Source organism: Rhodospirillum centenum SW (genome assembly GCF_000016185.1).
GTDB lineage: Bacteria > Pseudomonadota > Alphaproteobacteria > Azospirillales > Azospirillaceae > Rhodocista > Rhodocista centena.
The window spans coordinates 701,702-717,886 of the sequence record NC_011420.2; the positions used below are offsets into that span (position 1 = coordinate 701,702).

Annotated in this window: 14 protein-coding genes; 5 read left to right on the forward strand and 9 right to left on the reverse strand. The window is 73.0% G+C overall.

From position 1 onward, the window contains the following. Nucleotides 1–464: 464 nt before the first annotated feature. The 4 genes from RC1_RS03080 (at nt 465) to RC1_RS03095 (ending at nt 4,155) form a co-directional block, all read left to right on the forward strand. On the forward strand, nt 465–1,007 hold the full coding sequence (locus tag RC1_RS03080) for a hypothetical protein (protein WP_012565879.1): 543 nt from the start codon (nt 465–467) through the stop codon (nt 1,005–1,007). Nucleotides 1,008–1,091: 84 nt separating this feature from the next. Then, complete coding sequence (locus RC1_RS03085) at nt 1,092–2,318, forward strand: glycosyltransferase (RefSeq protein WP_012565880.1); 1,227 nt, start codon at nt 1,092–1,094, stop codon at nt 2,316–2,318. After that, nucleotides 2,315–3,283: a hypothetical protein gene (locus RC1_RS03090; protein WP_012565881.1), complete on the forward strand. Its 969-nt coding sequence runs from the start codon at nt 2,315–2,317 to the stop codon at nt 3,281–3,283. The genes RC1_RS03085 and RC1_RS03090 overlap by 4 nt, the downstream gene beginning before the upstream one ends. Next, a complete protein-coding gene (locus RC1_RS03095; protein WP_012565882.1) occupies nt 3,280–4,155 on the forward strand; it encodes a glycosyltransferase family 2 protein in 876 nt (291 codons plus the stop codon). Before RC1_RS03090 ends, RC1_RS03095 begins: the two co-directional genes overlap by 4 nt. 4 nt (nt 4,156–4,159) lie before the next feature. Here RC1_RS03095 and RC1_RS03100 read toward each other — a convergent pair whose 3' ends face one another. From RC1_RS03100 to aguB, 4 genes are all read right to left on the reverse strand, one after another. After that, complete coding sequence (locus tag RC1_RS03100; RefSeq protein WP_012565883.1) at nt 4,160–4,630, reverse strand: helix-turn-helix domain-containing protein; 471 nt, start codon at nt 4,628–4,630, stop codon at nt 4,160–4,162. Nucleotides 4,631–4,812: 182 nt separating this feature from the next. Next, nucleotides 4,813–5,604 carry a glycosyltransferase gene (locus RC1_RS03105; RefSeq protein ID WP_041785110.1) on the reverse strand — a complete coding sequence of 264 codons (792 nt, stop codon included), beginning with the start codon at nt 5,602–5,604 and terminating at the stop codon, nt 4,813–4,815. After that, nucleotides 5,601–8,528, reverse strand: coding sequence for an SLBB domain-containing protein (locus RC1_RS22430; RefSeq protein ID WP_012565885.1), 2,928 nt, complete (start codon nt 8,526–8,528; stop codon nt 5,601–5,603). The genes RC1_RS03105 and RC1_RS22430 overlap by 4 nt, the downstream gene beginning before the upstream one ends. A 103-nt stretch (nt 8,529–8,631) precedes the next feature. Continuing rightward, the gene (gene aguB, locus RC1_RS03115; RefSeq protein ID WP_012565886.1) at nt 8,632–9,510 is read right to left on the reverse strand and encodes an N-carbamoylputrescine amidase; all 879 of its coding nucleotides are present in this window, start codon (nt 9,508–9,510) and stop codon (nt 8,632–8,634) included. Between the two features lie 540 nt (nt 9,511–10,050). Here aguB and RC1_RS03120 point away from each other — a divergent pair. Next, on the forward strand, nt 10,051–10,506 hold the full coding sequence (locus RC1_RS03120) for a MarR family winged helix-turn-helix transcriptional regulator (RefSeq protein ID WP_012565887.1): 456 nt from the start codon (nt 10,051–10,053) through the stop codon (nt 10,504–10,506). Between the two features lie 53 nt (nt 10,507–10,559). Here RC1_RS03120 and RC1_RS19815 read toward each other — a convergent pair whose 3' ends face one another. From RC1_RS19815 to RC1_RS03145, 5 genes are read right to left on the reverse strand one after another with little or no spacing between them, the layout of a single operon-like run. Further along, the gene (locus tag RC1_RS19815; RefSeq protein ID WP_049766632.1) at nt 10,560–11,339 is read right to left on the reverse strand and encodes an energy transducer TonB; all 780 of its coding nucleotides are present in this window, start codon (nt 11,337–11,339) and stop codon (nt 10,560–10,562) included. A 38-nt stretch (nt 11,340–11,377) separates the two neighbouring features. Beyond that, nucleotides 11,378–12,175 carry an ABC transporter ATP-binding protein gene (locus tag RC1_RS03130; RefSeq protein WP_012565889.1) on the reverse strand — a complete coding sequence of 266 codons (798 nt, stop codon included), beginning with the start codon at nt 12,173–12,175 and terminating at the stop codon, nt 11,378–11,380. Then, nucleotides 12,172–13,176 (reverse strand): FecCD family ABC transporter permease, encoded by a 1,005-nt coding sequence (locus RC1_RS03135; protein WP_012565890.1) that lies wholly within the window; start codon nt 13,174–13,176, stop codon nt 12,172–12,174. Before RC1_RS03135 ends, RC1_RS03130 begins: the two co-directional genes overlap by 4 nt. Next, complete coding sequence (locus tag RC1_RS03140; protein WP_012565891.1) at nt 13,173–14,045, reverse strand: ABC transporter substrate-binding protein; 873 nt, start codon at nt 14,043–14,045, stop codon at nt 13,173–13,175. Before RC1_RS03140 ends, RC1_RS03135 begins: the two co-directional genes overlap by 4 nt. Further along, nucleotides 14,045–16,036, reverse strand: a complete 1,992-nt coding sequence (locus tag RC1_RS03145; RefSeq protein ID WP_012565892.1) for a TonB-dependent receptor plug domain-containing protein — start codon at nt 16,034–16,036, stop codon at nt 14,045–14,047. The genes RC1_RS03140 and RC1_RS03145 overlap by 1 nt, the downstream gene beginning before the upstream one ends. Nucleotides 16,037–16,185: the final 149 nt, after the last annotated feature.

Below are 16,185 nucleotides of genomic sequence, written 5' to 3' on the forward strand. Positions count from 1 at the left end.
GTGCCTGCCCCTGCTGCTCTGGTTGCCGCTGGTGCGGGGCAGCCTGATGGGCTGGCAGCCGACGGACATCGTGCGCGACGTCGTGCCGCTGGGCTTCCTGTTCCTGCCGCTGGTGCTGCGCCGCGGCCTCGCCGGTGTGGCCGGTGCCGGAACGGGCGCCGTGGCTGACCTGCTGGCGGCGGCGCTGGCCGCGGCGGGTCTCGCCTTCGCCGCCCGCTGGTGGGCGCATGCCGCCTTCGGGTTCGCCGCCGTCGGTGACCGCGCCCTCGCGGAAGGCGATCTCTACCTGCTGAACAGCGCCGCCGTGCCCTTCGCCGCCGTCTGGCTCATCCTCCAGGGGCTCCGCCGGCTGTTTCCGGCCCGCGGCACGGGGCCGGTGGTGCTCGGGCTGGCCCTCGGGGGCGCCGGGACTGCTCTGTACCGGGGCGCTGGCCGGGGCGGTCCACCGGGCCGCGCTAGGGCTGGTGCTGGGGGCGCTCGCGCTGGGTGTCGCCCTGCGCCTGCGCACCGCCCCGGGCGACTGGCGGCTGGTGCCGGTGGCCGGTGCCCTGCTGCTGGCAGTCTTCGGCTGGGCTGCGCTGGGGGCGCTGTCGCTGGTGGCGGAGAAGACGGGCGAGGTGGGGTGGAACAACCGGGCGGCCGAAGCGGGCGCCGTGCTGCGCCAGATCGGCCGCTCCCTGCCGGCCTTCCTCCTGGGCGATGGCTGGGGCGCTCTGGTCGCCAGCCCGGCCGTGGGCAACTGGCGCGTCTCCTTCACCCACAATGCGGCCAGCTACTTCCTGGTGAAGACGGGGGTCCTGGGCTTCGTGGCGGCCACCGGCTATCTGGCGGCGCTGCTGGTGGAGTCATGGCCCGCCCTGCGGCGGCGGGCCGACATCGCGCTGGCGGCGCTGCCGTCGCTCGCGGTCGCCCTGTTCCTGCACACCAGCTACAAGTATCTGTGTTTCGGTCTGCTCTGTACCGTCCTTCTGCTTGCATCCGCCGGGCGCGACGATCCAAAGGATTGAAATCAAACTTTACAGAACACCAGACTTCTCCCACTCTTCCCTCCTGCAAGTGTAGGGGGAAGCGGCGGGCGGGGCGCCACGGGCATGCGGCGGCAGGCATCCATCCTGTTCGTGAACCGGGTCTTTCCGCCCGACCGCGGCGCCACGGGCCGGCTGCTGCGCGACCTTGCCGGCCGCTTCGCCCTGGCCGGCTGGCGGGTCACGGTGGTGGCCGACGGTGCGGCCGCGGCGGACGGGGCTCCTCCGGGCGTGCGGGTCGTCCGCAGCGGCGGGCGCGGTGAGCGGCTTCCCGGTGCCGCCGGCTATCTGGGCGCGCTCGCCCGGCTGACGGCAACGGCCCTGGCGCAGCCCGCGCACGACGTGGCCGTGACCATGACCGACCCGCCGATGCTGGCCTGCCTGGGTCCGCTGCTGCGCCTGCGCCACGGCAGCCGTCTGATCCACTGGTGCCAGGACCTTTATCCGGAACTGTTCCCGGTGCTCGGTGTCGGGCTGCCGCGCCCCCTTCTGGCCGGGCTTTCCGCCGTCTCCACCGCGGCGCTCCGCCGGCACGACCGGATCGTCGCCATCGGTGGCTGCATGCGCCGGAGGCTGCTCGCGCGCGGCCTGCCCGCCACCCGGCTGGAGGTGCTGCCCAACTGGGGCCAGCCCGGCCTGCGCCCGCAGGAGCCCGATCCCGCTGTCCGCGAGGCCCTGGCCGGCGGCGCCCGTGTTCTGGCGCTCTACGCCGGCAATCTTGGCCGTGCCCATCCCGTGGCGGCGCTGGCCGAGGCGGCGGCGGAACTGGCTGTCACCGATCCGGGCGTGCGCATCCTGGTCGCTGGCGACGGCCGCCGCCGGGCTGCGCTGGAGGGGAGGGCGGCCGGGGGCACGCTGCACCTGCTGCCCTATCAGGACGAAGCCGCGCTGGCGCGGCTCTACGCCGCGGCGGACCTGCATCTCGCCCTGCTCGATCCGCGGGCGGAAGGGCTGATGCTGCCGTGCAAGGTGGCGGCCGGGCTGGCGGCGGGCTGTCCGGTCGTGCTGCACGGCCCGCCCGGCAGCGATGCGGCCCGGATGATCGGCGCGGCCGGGGCTGTCGCGCCGGCAGGGGGGCCGGGGGCCCTGGCAGCGGCGATCCGTGCCTTCGCCCGCGCGCCCGACCGACTGGCAGAGGCACGCGCCGCCGCCCGCCGGCAGGCCGAGGACCCGGCCGCGCGCTGGGACGCCGACCACGCGGCCGCCCGCTTCCTCGCCCTTGCCGGCTCCCTGCGGCCCGGTCCGAGCGTTCCGGCGGGGGCAGCCGTTCCCGCCGGACCCGCGCCGCCATGAGGGACGGTGGCCTGGAGGAGGTGGCGGCGGCTGCGCTGCGCCCGATGACGCCGCCGTCGGAACCGGCATTGACCCTGCGCGGTCTGGTGCTGGAGACGCTGCGCGGCTGGCGCCTCATCTCAGCCGGCGGGCTGCTCGGGCTTCTGACCGCCCTGGTGACGCTCTGGCTGGTGACACCCCGCTTCACGGTGGAGATGGTGGTCGGTCCCACGGCCCGCAGCGGCCCGGCCGCCATGGGACCGCGCGTTCCCGTGGGGGCGGGCGGTGCCTCACGCACCATCGTGGAACACGGCATCGGCGACGAGGCGCTGTCCGACTACGCCCGTTATGCCGAACTGCTGACGTCCGTTCCGGTGGCGGAGCGGATCGCCCGGCAGCCCGGCATCCTGCACACCCTGTTCGAAACGTCGGTGGCGCCGGATGGCGGCTGGCGTCCGCCGGGCGACCTGTTCTCCCGCACGAAGCGGCTGGTGCTCCGTCTGGCGGGCCGCGACCCCTGGCTGCCGCCCGACGCCCACCAGCTCGCGCTTCTGCTGGAGGAGGAGCTGATCGTCACCCCCGTGGGGGACGGCCCGATGCGGCGGCTGCGGTTCCGCCACGCGGACCGGGAGTTCGGCCGCGCCCTGCTGGCTGCCGTGCATGCCGCGGCCGAGGGGCTGCTCAGGGATGAAGCCGCACGGCGGACGGGGGCGGAGATCGACTATCTGCTTCGCCGCCTGCAGGAGGAGACCTCGGCCGAGAACCGCCGGGCCTTCGGCGGCCTGCTGGCGGAGCAGGAGCGCGTCCGGCAGATGATCGCGGTCGCGCTGCCCTTCGCCGCCGACGTGATCGAACCGCCGTCGGCCCCCGGCCTGCCGGACTGGCCGGACCCGCTGGTGCTGCTGGCGGTGGGGACGCTGGCGGGAGGGGCCATCGGTATGGTGGCCGTCTATGCCCGCGGCGCGTGGTGGCAGACGGGGCCATGAGCGGTTCCCTGCTGCCGTTGACCGTCATCGTCATGGTCCGCAACGAACGGACCAACCTGCCCGGTTGCCTTGCCAGCCTGGGGGGCGTGGCGGAGGTCGTCGTCGCCGACAGCGGCAGCGACGACGGCTCGGCCGATCTCGCCCGGGCGGCGGGCGCCCGGGTCGTGCCCTTTGTCTGGAACGGGGCCTATCCGAAGAAGAAGCAATGGTGCCTGGAACTGCCCGAGCTTGCCCATGACTGGGTGCTGTTCGTCGATGCGGACGAGCGTCTGACCCCGGCGCTCAGGGACGAGCTGCGAGATCTGTTCGCGTCCGGGCCGACGGCGGCGGCCTATTTCCTGGACAGCCGGCCGGTGGTGCTGGGGCGGATGCTCCGGTTCGGCACGCGCTACCGCAAGATCGCCCTGATGCACCGTCGCCGTGTCCGCTTCCCGCCCTGCGACGATCTGGCGGTCGCGGCCATGTGGGAGGTGGAGGGGCATTACCAGCCGCTTGTCGAGGGAGCGGTCGGGCGGCTGCGGGCGCCGCTGCTGCATGCGGACGCCAAGCCGCCCTTCGCCTGGGTCGAGCGGCACAACCGCTATTCCGACTGGGAGGCATGGCTGGACGCCGGCCCCGGCCGGGCGGCGATCCTCAGTACGGAGGGCAGGGGACGACAGCGGCTGAAGCGCCTGTTCGCGGCGCTGCCGGGGCGGCCGCTGGCCGTCTTCCTCTACGAGTACGGGGTCAGGCTGGGCTTCCTGGACGGTCGCGCCGGCCTGCATCATGCCCTGGGACGGGCCTTCTACTACTGGCTGATCGCCTACAAGCGCGACTGGATCGCGGCCGAGCGCAGCACGGGCCGGGACGCCGATCCCGGCCGGCTGCGCTGACCCGTCAGTCCTGGCCGGACATCTCCGGCTCGCCGGCCAAGGCCTTCACCAGATCGAAGGCGCGGCGACGCACCCCTTCGTCGGGGATGCGGTAGTAGGCGCGGACCAGTTCCAGCGTCTCCCGCCGGGCCATGGACTCGAATTCCTGTGTCTCGCTGCCACCGTCAAGCGGTGCTTCGGGACCACTGGCCGGCAGATCTTCGAAAAAGAAGGTCACCGGCACGCCCAAGACCTGCGACAGATTGAACAGACGACTCGCACTGATGCGATTGGCGCCGCGTTCGTACTTCTGAAGCTGCTGGAACGTGATCCCGACCGCCTCGCCAAGGGTTTCCTGGCTCAGGCCCAGCAGCGTGCGGCGCAGGCGCAGCCGTTGCCCGACGTGAATATCGATGGGATTCGGGCCTTCCCCTCGCTTGGACAGGGAATAGGCCTTCGCCAGCGTGGCCTTCTTCGAGCTCTTCTTAGCGCTCATTTCGATCTCCAAACCAGGAACGGCGCCCACGACGTATAGTGCAGAATGCTTAGCTGGCAAAAGGAATTGTGCCAAGCGCGGCAACTCCTCACCGTCAGCCGTTGCCGGAGCGGCCGGGAGGCGCCAAGAAGATCGCCGGGTGCATAGAAGAATCTTTCAGCAAGGTGTGGTTCGTAGTCACATCATCCCTGGCGGGTGTTCCTAAAGCGGATGCAAGCGTATGTTGCTGGGGCGAGTCGCCTCAGGCCGGAGCTTAGGTGTTGCATTGCCATGATCGCGCTGCGACTCACGGGTCCCATCCCCAGCAGGTCGCGCCGGATGCGGTCCTGCTCCCGCCGACCGAGTGCGGGATGGCGCCGCGACAACCCGCCCGGGGCGAACTCCGCCACCACCATCCGCAGGTGCCGAGGGTCCGGCACGCGGGCCAGGGCCGCCAGCGTGTAGGCGTAGTCGGCGGCAATGCGGTATCCGGCCGGGTAGGCCAGACCGGCAACGATGTCGCAGCGGTAGAAAAGGGCGCAGTGGTGGGCCGGCATCCCGTACCAGGCGTGGCGGACATCGCGGGCCGGCCGCAGCCGGGGCCGGCCGTCGCCCGGGTCCTCCAGCGTGTCGCCGTAGAGCAGGCCGGGACAGCCGTGCCCGAGCGCCTGTGCCGCCACGGCGGCCAACACCTCCGGGCCGGCCAGCCGGTCGCCGCCGTTCAGGAACAGCAGGTAGCGCCCCCGCGCCCGGGCGGCAGTCTCGTTCATCGCGGCGAAGGGGCCGCCGTCCGGCCCGCTGCGCCACCAGGCCAGCTCACCCGCCCAGCCGGCCAGCAGATCTGCCGTTCCGTCGGTCGAGCCGCCGTCGGCGCAGAGCCATTCGAAGTCACGCCAGCTCTGGGTCCACAGGGATTCCCGGGTCCGGATCAGGCCGGCCGCATCGTCCTTGACGACGGTGACGATGGAGAAGAAGGGCACGTCGGTCCGCCTCAATCGTCGTCGAGGATGGCGGTGACCGCCGCCGCCGTCAGGGCAAGCTGGCTGAGGATGGTGGTCACGCTCTGCGCCACCGGCAGGAACTCGAACGGCTCCGGGTCGCGCGGTACCACCAGGGTCGAGCCGGGCGGAATGGTCAGCAGCGCATAGCGGCCCCGGGGCGCCGCCAGCGGCTGGGAGCTGCCGTCGGGATACAGCACGAAGATCAGCCCACGGTCGGCGAAGCGGGTCAGCCCGCCCGCCTCGCGCAGATAGTCCGCCGCCTCCTTTCCCGGCACGAAGCGCAACGAGGCGGGCGACAGCACCTCGCCCGAGACGGTCACGGTCAGGGGCCGTTTCGGGAAGAGGATGCGGTCGCCCGGTTCCAGCAGGATATCGGCCGTCGGATCGGATGCCAGCGCCGCCGGGTCCGCCTCCACCGTGATGCGGCCGACAGCGCGGACCGCGCGGAGGGAATCGGCAAGCTGCCGGGTCAGTTCCACCTGTGCCGGCGAGGGCGGCGACTCGCGCAGCAGGGCCAGAGCCAGCCCCCGGTCCATCTCCGCAGCGACGCGGCGGAACCCCTCCTCCTCGGCGCGGCGGGCACTGTCGCGGGTGAAGACGGCCCCGTCCGGATAAGCGTCCGGTGTCAATCCGCCGGCCCGCGCGATCAGGGACGACAGCCGCTCGCCCGGCGCCAGATCGTAGCGGCCGGGCTGCCGGACCTCGCCTGCGATCTCCACCCAGCGGGGCTCGCGCGGGTGGAACCGGGCGGGAACGCGGATGCCGTCCCCGGGCCCCGCCCGTGCCGTCAGCCCGGCGGGTCCGGACAGATCGATCCGGTGCGGCCGGGCATCGCCGCCCTCACCGTCTGCGGGGGGCTTCCCCAGGGCGGGCACGATCTCCACGGCGGCGGCATCGGCCTCCAGCGCCAGCCCGCCGGCAGCGGCGACGAGGTCGCGCAGCGTTGCCGGTTGCGCCACCGGATAGGCGCCCGGCACGGTCACCGCGCCACGCACCTGCACGACCCTGTCGAGCGCCAGCCGTGCCAGATCGGCGTCGGGGCCGGTAAGCGCCGCCTCCGGCCCCGTTCCCAGGGCCAGGGACCGCACCCACCCGCTGTCCAGGATCACGACGCGGTCACCGTCGCGCAGGGCGCGGTCCAGGGTGCCGGCCAGCACGTCCACCGGCGCGAAGGGGATCAGGCTGCGGGCCACCCCGGCGCGATCGAACCGCTCCACCACCGCCAGCAGCCCGTAGGCGTCGGGGGCGAGCACATCGCCGTCACCCAGCAGCGCGCGCAGGGTCCGGGCGGCAGCCAGCGGGCGGACCCCGGGCCGGCGGACGGCGCCCGCCAGTTCCACCCCCGGCGGCCCGACATCCAGGATCCGGTCGGCCGGCAGGGCGGACGCCACCGCCGCCCCGGCCCCCACGACACCGCCCGCCGCCCGCACCAGCGCCGTCGGTGCCGCGCCGGGGGCGGCGGGATAGAGGCCCGGCCGCAGCACGCCGCGGCGCAGCAGGGCCGCATGCTCCAGCGCAAAGGGCAGCAGGTCGGGCTCCGCGGCGAACAGGGCGGGGCAGGGCAGATCGGGCCCCGACAGGGCCGCCGCCGTCCGGGCCGGTGCCCCGGCCGCCAGCGGTCCTGTCGGGTCCGCCGCCAGCCGGGCGGACAGGGCGCCGAGGGCGGGGCAGTCCCCGTCGTCCGCGGCGGGGCTCTCCCCGGCCAGCAGCGCCAGCACCCGCCGGCTGGAGAGGAAGGCCACGTCCGCCTCCCCCAGCACCAGCAGCCGGTCCCCGTCCGCCAGGGGCTGCCCCCGGTCAGGGTCCCCCGGCCGGCTCAGGTCCACCGGCAGCAGGGTACGGGCGCCGATGCGCTCGCTCCGCCGCACCAGCGCGGCGAAGGGCAGATAGGGGGCCGGGCCCAGTTCCGCCGGCGGCAGCAGGCGCTCCAGCGTGGGGGCCTCTCCCAGGCTGCGGGGGCCGGGCTGGCGGACATGGCCGCCGAGCGTCACCGTCCCCAGCCGGTCGGAGCGGGCCGGGGCATAGAGAAGCACGTCGCCGTCCCCGAACAGCGGTGCGCCGGGGTCCGCCACCGCGGTGGACCGCTCCGCCCCGTCATGGCCGAAGGAGAGGCGCAGGGCCCGTTCCGGGCCGGGGCGCAGGGGGCCGCCGGCCAGATCCAGCAGCGACTCCAGGGACAGCCGCGGCTCCCCCGGCGGCAGTTCATAGATGCCCGGCCGCTTCACCGCCCCGGCCACGGCCACCGTGGCGCCGAGCGTCGGCACGACGATGCGGCTGCCGTCCGGCAGGCGTCGGTCGGCCGTCCCGGTTCCGTCCCGCAGCAGGTCGTAGAGATCGACGGCCACGCCGCCCGGCGGCCCGCCCGGTTCCAGCACGCGGATGGCGCGCAGGCTGCCGGTTCCGGCCACCCCGCCGGCGGCGTAGAGCGCGTCGAGCACACTGGCGAAGGCCGGCAGATCGTGGCGTCCGGGGCGGGTGACCTCACCCAGCACCAGGGCCGTCAGGCGGCGGGGTCGGGACAGGCTGACGAACGCCTCTGTCTGCGGCAGAACCGCGGCGACCTCCGCCACGATCTGCCGACGCACCTCGCCCAGCGGGCGGCCGGCTGCGGCGATCGGGCGCAGATCGTCCGGCGCCAGCATTCCGTCGGTGCCAACCGCATATGTGCGGCTGCCGGAGGTCTGGCCCCGCAGGATGACGGTCACCTCGTCCCCTGCCTTCAGGGGGTGGTCATCCGCCACGGCACCCAGGACAGGTCCGGTCGGTGCGCTGCGTCCGTCGAACACGGTCGCGCCGAAGCGGCGCAGCGGCTCTCCCGCCCGCTCCGAATAGAGCGCCTCCAGCCGTGACGGCTCCTCCTCCTGGGCGGCGACGGCGACCGGGAGCAGCAGCAGGATGACCAGGAGGAGTAGCCGCATGGCAGGAAGCAGCCGGAACGGGTTGCCTGCCCATCATACACAAGCAGAAGGCGCCGTCAGCCCTGCTGCGTGTCAGCCCCTCCGCGTGTCCGGCGTCCGCAGGTCAGCCCCGGGCGGTGCGGCCGTCCAGGGTCAGCAGCGGGCCGTAAAGCTCGGGCCGGCGGTCGCGGAAGACGCCCCAGGCCGTGCGGGTCCGGGCCGCCTCGTCCAGATCGACGGTCGCGGTCAGCACCGTCTCCTCCTCCCGGCCGGCCTCGGCCAGCTTCTCCCCCTTCGGTCCGGCGATGAAGGAGGAGCCGTAGAAGGTGATGCCGCAGCTCTCCCCGTCCTCGCGGCCGATGCGGTTGCTGGCGATCAGCGGGATCAGGTTGGCGCCGGCATGGCCCTGCATCACCCGCTGCCAGTGGTCGCGGCTGTCGAGGGAAGCGTCCTGCGGTTCCGAGCCGATGGCGGTGGGATAGCAGAACACCTCCGCCCCCTGGAGGGCCATCACCCGCGCCGACTCCGGGAACCACTGGTCCCAGCAGATGGCGGCACCGACGCGGGCATAGCGGGTCTGGAAGACGCGGAACCCCGTATCGCCGGGGTTGAAATAGTACTTCTCCTGATAGCCCGGACCGTCGGGGATATGGCTCTTGCGGTAGATGCCCAGGACGGTCCCGTCGGCGTCGATCATGGCGAGAGAGTTGTAATGCGCCGTGTTCGCACGTTCGAAGAAGCTGACCGGCAGCACGACCTCAAGCTCACGGGCCAGCCGGCTCATCCGCTCCAGCACCGGATTGCCCTCGGCCGGCGCGGCAAGGTCGAACAGTTCCGCCTTCTGGTCCTTGCAGAAGTAGGGGGTCTCGAACAGCTCCTGCAGCAGGATGATCCGTGCCCCGGCTGCGTGCGCCCGGCGCACCATCTCCTCGGCCTTGGCGACATTCGCCGCGCGGTCCCGGCCGCAGGCGAACTGCGTGGCGGCAAGGGTCACGTTCCGCATCTCCAGGCTCCTCCAGGTCCAGTCCAGGTCCAGCAACTGATAAGCGACAGCGCTACCGCCTTCCATGGCGGCGATCCACGACCGATGATAGCCGTCCTCGGACGGGAAGGCACGGCGGATTGCCGCGCCGGGCGGGATGCCCCTGACATCGGCCCTTTCCCTGGTCCGCCCGGGTGTATCCGATCCTGCAGAAATGCGGCTGGCAGCGGTTCTGGCAGTACCTCTCCCGGAGAGTTCGCGCCCGCCAGACAAGCGAAACGGCGCCATGCCAAGGACATATTATTGCGCAAGTGAGCGGACTGATTTCGGCCGCGCAGGAAATCCATTGCCAAACGGCGCGCAAAAAACCATTTTTGACATAAATACTGTATCGGATCATGGTCACGGGACGCCGGTCGCGTGCGTTTACATACCGTTAGCACGCAAGGGGAAAGGCCGGTGCCGTTTTTCTGCCTGCGCCTGCCGCGCTAGGTAAGATTGCATGTGTCGGGGAAACAGATGGTCGATGCAGGTTACGTGGTCGAGCGTCGGGGGAGGGGGATGGCCCTGTCAACGCGAGGACCCCAGGAGCTGGGGCCGGTGCTGCGCGATGCGTACCGGGCCTTCTACCGTGCCCTCCAGCAGCGGATCGCGCCCCATGGGGTCACCATGGGACAGTGGTTCTTCCTGCGGGCCCTCTGGGAACTGGACGGTGTCACGCAGCGCGAACTGTCGCAGCGTGTCGGCATGATGGAGCCGACGACCGTGACCGCCCTGAACGGGATGGAACGCAGCGGTCTGGTCCGCCGTGTGCGCAATCCGCACGACCGGCGCAAGGTCAATGTCTATCTGACGGACCGGGGGCGGGAGCTGAAGACAGTCCTGCTGCCTTGTCTGGCGGATGTCTCCCGCGCTGCCGTCGTCGGTCTCGACCATGGCAGCATCGAACGGGCGACCCAGATCCTGAACCGGATGACCGCCAATCTGGACGGTGCGCATCTCGAACTGGATGCCTGACGGGGACCTCGCGGACGGCAGTGTCGCCCGTGCCCGGTCCAGGAAGCCGGGGATCAGGGTTGGTCGAGGCTGAACGCGACCGGCACCTCCACCACGGCGGCGACGGGCAGTCCGTCCCGGTGTGCCGGGTCGAAGCGCCAACCCTTCACTGTCTCCAGGGCGGCATCGTCCAGCAGGGCCCAGCCGCTGCTTTCCACCAGGGAGACCTGGACCGGCTCTCCCGAGGGGCCGACCGTGACCCGCAGCAGCACCTTGCCCTGGAGGCCCTGGCGCCGGGCCGCCTCCGGATAGGCCGGGGTCGGATTGTCCGGCCGTGCCCGGGCCGGCGACGGGGACGCCTCGCGGCCGGCGGGCACGCGCGGGATGAACGACTCCAGGTCCACCGGCTCCGGCGCCGGCAGGGGCGGGGGCGCGTCCGGCGCGCGCAGCGCCTGCGTCGCCTGCGCCGTCAGACGGGGCGGGGCGATGCGCACCGGCAGTTCCGGCCAGGCCAGATGCGGCAGCCCCTGGGGTGTCTCCGGCCCGGCGGCTGTCTCCGTTCCGTCCAGCGCGGTGGCGGGTGGCATCCCCGTCACCGTCGCCAGGGCCGCGGCGGCGGCCCGGCGCAGGGCGGCCCGCGACGGCTCCCCGCCCGCGGGGCGGACCAGCACCTCCACGGCGGTCTCCTCCAGGGGCGCGCGGCGCTGCGGGTCGGCGGCCAGTCCCGCCAGCAGGCCCAGCCCCAGCAGGTGCGCCGCGGCGGACAGGGTCAGCGCGCGGCGGGTGATCCGCGCCCTGCGGGCGGCGGGATCGGGGCTCAGGGGCGCGGGCGTGGCAGCGGCCAGGAGGGGCAACGGCGGTCCTTCTCGGGGGGCAGGCACCCGGCCGGGGATCAGGATTCCGGGTCCCGCCCCAGCCGTTCCCACGGAACGTAGGCGACCGCGCCGCCCGCTTCCAGCGTCAGCATCCGCACACCGTACACCGCCTCCAGCAGCGCCGGGCGCAGCACCTCCGCCGGCGGGCCGTCCGCGGCGACGCCGCCGCGCGACAGCAGCACCACCCGGTCGCAGTACCGGGCGGCCAGCGTCAGGTCGTGCAGCACGACCAGCGTCCCCATGCCCTGCGTGCTGCCCTGGCGCAGCACCTCCATCACCTGGAGCTGGTGGTAGGGGTCGAGCCCCGCCACCGGCTCATCCGCCAGCAGCAGGTCCGGCTCCACCGCCAGGGCACGGGCCAGCAGCACCCGGGCGCGTTCGCCGCCGGACAGCGTCGTCACGACGCGCTCGCGCAGATGGGCGACGCCGCACTGTGCGAGCGCCCGCTCGATGGCGGTCGCGTCGGCCGCGCCGGGGGCGCGCCAGGGGTCCAGGTGCGGCAGCCGGCCCAGCGCCACCACCCGCTCCACCGTCAGCGGCCAGTGGACGGCGGTGGACTGCGCCAGATAGGCCAGACGGCGGGCCAGCAGCCGGGGTGGTACCCGGTCCAGGGCGGCGCCGTCCAGGGTCACCGTCCCGGCATCGGCCCGCAACAGCCCGGCCAGACACTTCAGCAGGGTGGTCTTGCCGGCACCGTTGGGGCCGATCAGCCCGACCAGCTCACCGTGTCCCAGGGTGACGCCGGCTTCGGCCAGGACCGTCCGTCCGGAATAGGACAGGCGCAGGCCGCGCCCTTCGAGCAAGGGAGCGCTCATGCCACCCTCCGCCGTGTCCGCAGCACCAGGGCCAGGAAGAACGGTGCGCCCAGCAGGGCGGTGACGACCCCCAGCTTCAGTTCGGACGGTCCGGCCCCGCCCAGGCGGACGGCGACGTCGGCCGCCAGCGTCAGCGCCGCCCCGCCCAGGGCGGACAAGGGCAGCAGCCGGCTCGGCCGGTGTCCCACCAGCGGGCGCAGCAGGTGCGGCACGATCAGGCCGACGAAGCCGATGGTCCCCGCCACCGACACGGCGGCACCGACCGCCAGCGCCGTGCCGACGATCACCAGCGCCCCCAGCCGGCCGATGGCGAAGCCCAGGGAGCGTGCCGTCTCTTCCCCCAGGGTCAGGGCGTCCAGGCCGCGGCCGGTGCCCAGCAGCAGCAGCGCACCGGTCAGCATGAAGGGCGCCGCCAGATAGACATGGTCCAGGCTGCGGTCGGAGAGCGAGCCCAGCATCCAGAAGACGATCTCCGCCAGGGCGAAGGGGTTGGGCGAGAGCGACAGCGCGAGCGAGGTCAAGGCGCCCGCGAGGCTGCTGATGGCGACGCCGGCCAGGATCAGGGTCAGCACGCCGGCATCGCGCCCGGAAAGGGTATAGAGCAGGGCCACCGCCAGCAGGGCGCCGGCCATGCCGCCGACCGGCAGCGCCAGGGGAAAGGCCAGCGACAGGCCGCTGTAGAAGGTGACGACGGCCCCCAGTGCGGCGCTGGCCGACACGCCCAGCAGTCCTGGTTCGGCCAGCGGGTTGCGCAGCAGGCCCTGGAGAGCGGCGCCCGACAGTCCCAGGACCGCGCCGATCAGCAGGCCCAGAATGGCCCGCGGCAGCCGGATCTCCGCGAAGATCACGGCGGCGGTGCTGTCGCCGCCGGCCCACCAGTCGCTGACCGCCGTGGAAAGCGACACGGCGCTGGGTCCCACGGCGAGGGAGGCCACGAACAGCAGCGCGACCAGCAGGGTCAGGGCCGGGACCAGCAGTCCCGCGGAAAGCTCCCGCGTCATGGCCCGTCCGCCGCGGCGGGGGTCTGCGCCACCTGCGTGCCGGCGCCCAGGAGTGCCCGCCGCGCTTCGGCCAGCCGGACCACCGCGTCGGCGATGAAGGGAGCGCCGCAGCTCATCAGCGGGCCGGGGATGTCGGGCCGTGCCCGCGGCGGGACGCTGCGGGCCAGGGCGGGGTGGCGCAGCAACTGGTCGGCCAGCGACGGGTGCGCCTCCGGCCCCCGGTCGGCGACCAGCAGGTCCGGCGGGTCGGCGGCCACGCTCTCCACCGGCAGATAGCCGTATCCGCGCATGCCGTGGCCGGCGGCATAATTGGCGAAGCCCGCCGCCGTCAGCACCGCGTCCGAGAGGGTGCCGCCGCCCGCGGTGAAGCCGCCCGGCTCCAGCGTCAGGGCGGTGGGACGGGCGCTGTCGCGGGGGGCGGCGGCGGCCAGCTTCGCATCCATCTCCGCCAGCAGGGCCTCGCCGCGCTCAGGCACGCCCAGCGCCCGGGCGACCTCCCGCGTCTGGGTCCGGATGTCGTCGAAGCCGGAGGCCAGCCCCAGTTCCACCACGGGGATGCCGCGGGCCCGCAGCAGCGCCACGGTGGCGCGGGTCGTGTAGGTTCCGGCCAGCACGATGTCCGGCCGCAGCGGCAGGATCTCCTCTGCCACGCCCTGTACGACGGGCAGCGCCCTGGCCTCGGCTGCGACATGGGACAGGCCGGGATCGCGGGCCAGATGCGACAGGGCCGCGATCCGCTCCGGCGGCAGCAGCAGGACCGCAAGCTGGTCGGTGCAGAGGTTGAGCGACACCACCCGCTGCGGACCGTCGGCGGCGTGGGCTTGCCACGCCGCCAGCAGGGTCACGAGGGCTGCCAGGGCCCGCCGCATCAGTATGTCGCCCGGAGGCCGACGAGGATGCCCCGGTCCGGCTGTGCGAAGCCGTTGGGGTCCTCGATCGTCCGGTCGAACAGGTTGCTGCCGCGGGCGTAGAGCTGGAGGTCTTCGCGCGCCTGCCAGGTCAGCGACAGGTTCGCCAGCCAGTAGCCGCCGGCCGTACCCTCTGCACCGTAGCCGCTCCCGTCGGGATAGATGTAGTCACGCCGCCGCCCGATGAAGGAGACTTCCGGGGCCACGGTCAGGCCCGCGACGGGCTCCAGCGCCGCCGTGAAGGCCAGGGCATGCTCCGGCCGGCGCAGCAGGCGCGCGTCGGTCTGCTCGTTGCGGGCATCCGTCCAGGTCCAGCTCGCCGTCAGCTCGGCCCAGTCCGCGGGGCGCAGGGTGAGGATCGTCTCCACCCCCTTGGTGTGCGCCTCGTTGACGTTGACGACCGTGCTCGTGAAGTCCGGGTTGTAGCGGTAGGTGATCAGGTCGTCGATGTCGCTCTGGAACCAGGTCACCGACAGGGTGGCGAGGTTGCTGCGCCCCGCCCCCGGCAGGTCGGTCTCGAACCCGGCCTCCCAGCCGACGCTCTTCTCCGGGTCCAGGTCGGGATTGCCGCGGTAGCCGTAATTGTTCGTGCCGAAGCGGTCATACAGGGTGGGCGCCTTGAAGGCGCTGCCGGCCGCCGCCTTCAGGCGGGTGGCGAGGGAGGGCAGCGGCACGACCGCCCCCAGGCGCCAGGTCGTCGTGGTGCCGAAATCGTCCGGATGCTCGTTGCGCAGGCCGGCCGTCACGTCCACCGCGTCGAACAGGCGGGCCTGGGCGTGGACATAGAGGGCAAGGCTGTCGGCATCCGCGTCCACGGCGCTGGTGTAGGGACCGTAGGCGGAGACGGAGCGGGTGTCGAAATCCACCTCGTCCCGCACGAACGATGCGCCGAAGCCAAGCACCCCGTCCTTCACCGCCGCCGTCGCCGGCAGGGTCAGGTTGTTCTGCCAGTCGGCCTGGGTCCGCACACTGTCGTAGGTGTCGCGGCTGTAATCGGCGGAGACGCTGTCCGGATCGTTGCGGTAGGTGCGGTCGTAGCGGCTCTGCCCCACGCTCAGCCGGGAGTTCAGCGCCCCGCCGAAGAACAGCCGCTCGCCGGCAAGCTGCCAGGCCAGATGGTCGCTTTCGCCGGTGGAGTTCGGCTCGTCCTGCGGGACATTGTCGAGGTCGCTCTCCGCCCTGCGCCAGCGCAGCAGCGCCTCCAGCCGGCCGTTCTCCAGCCGGACCACGGCCTTGCCGGTGGCGGTCAGGGCGTCGAAGCCGTCATCCTCGCCCAGATTGCCGGCCATCCGCGAGGGCGTGGCATTGTCGCCGTCGGTGGTGAAGCCCTGGACGCTGACGCCGTAGTCCAGATTGTCGAGCGTGCCGTAGAGGCCGGCGCTGCCGCGCCAGGTCTTGTCCGTGCCGGCAGCGGCATCGACCTCGGCGGTGGCGGCGGTGGGGCCGCCGGCACGGGTGATCATGTTGATCACGCCGCCGATGGCGTTCGAGCCGTAGAGGGTGGAGGCGGGGCCGCGCACCACCTCGATCCGGCTGACACCCTCAAGCAGGTCGTCGCCGAAGTTGAAGGCGCCGGCGGTCATGGCCGGATCGTTCACCGGCAGGCCGTCCAGCAGCACCAGGACATGGTCGCTGTTCGTACCGCGCAGGAACAGAGAGCTGTTGCCGCCGGGGCCGCCGCTGCGGGTCAGGGCGGCACCGGGCAGGGTGCGCAGGGCATCCGGCAGGGTCTGCCAGGCGTTGCGCCGGATTTCCTCGCGGTCGATGACGCTGACGGAGGCGGGAATGCGGTCGATCGGCGTCGGCGTCCGGGTGGCGGTGACGACGATCTCCTCCACCGGGGAAGCGTCATCGGCCGCGGCCGTCGCGGGGAGTGCCGGCAGGAGGAAGGCCGCTGCCAGGAAAGGCAGCGGAAACCGGGGTTGCGGGAAGACGGTGGGTCGCTTGTGCATCGCTTGCGTGCCGGCTGGCGCCGCGACCGCGCAGGGCGCGGGTCGGGCGGTTGGGGACTCTGGGTCCCCGTGGACACGGCACGGCTCCGCCTCCGCCGGGAAACGACCGGCGCGGTACTGGCGGCAGACACGACTCGTCAGAGGACGCA

What these genes read in the sequence shown, in the direction of transcription:
- RC1_RS03090 (WP_012565881.1), top strand. Translation starts at nt 2,315, where the DNA reads ATGAGGGACGGTGGCCTGGAGGAGGTGGCGGCGGCTGCGCTGCGCCCG.
- RC1_RS03085 (WP_012565880.1), top strand. Translation starts at nt 1,092, where the DNA reads ATGCGGCGGCAGGCATCCATCCTGTTCGTGAACCGGGTCTTTCCGCCC.
- RC1_RS03120 (WP_012565887.1), top strand. Translation starts at nt 10,051, where the DNA reads ATGGCCCTGTCAACGCGAGGACCCCAGGAGCTGGGGCCGGTGCTGCGC.
- RC1_RS03140 (WP_012565891.1), bottom strand. Translation starts at nt 14,045, where the DNA reads ATGCGGCGGGCCCTGGCAGCCCTCGTGACCCTGCTGGCGGCGTGGCAA.
- RC1_RS22430 (WP_012565885.1), bottom strand. Translation starts at nt 8,528, where the DNA reads ATGCGGCTACTCCTCCTGGTCATCCTGCTGCTGCTCCCGGTCGCCGTC.
- RC1_RS03100 (WP_012565883.1), bottom strand. Translation starts at nt 4,630, where the DNA reads ATGAGCGCTAAGAAGAGCTCGAAGAAGGCCACGCTGGCGAAGGCCTAT.
- RC1_RS03145 (WP_012565892.1), bottom strand. Translation starts at nt 16,036, where the DNA reads ATGCACAAGCGACCCACCGTCTTCCCGCAACCCCGGTTTCCGCTGCCT.
- RC1_RS03095 (WP_012565882.1), top strand. Translation starts at nt 3,280, where the DNA reads ATGAGCGGTTCCCTGCTGCCGTTGACCGTCATCGTCATGGTCCGCAAC.
- RC1_RS03130 (WP_012565889.1), bottom strand. Translation starts at nt 12,175, where the DNA reads ATGAGCGCTCCCTTGCTCGAAGGGCGCGGCCTGCGCCTGTCCTATTCC.
- RC1_RS03135 (WP_012565890.1), bottom strand. Translation starts at nt 13,176, where the DNA reads ATGACGCGGGAGCTTTCCGCGGGACTGCTGGTCCCGGCCCTGACCCTG.
- aguB (WP_012565886.1), bottom strand. Translation starts at nt 9,510, where the DNA reads ATGCGGAACGTGACCCTTGCCGCCACGCAGTTCGCCTGCGGCCGGGAC.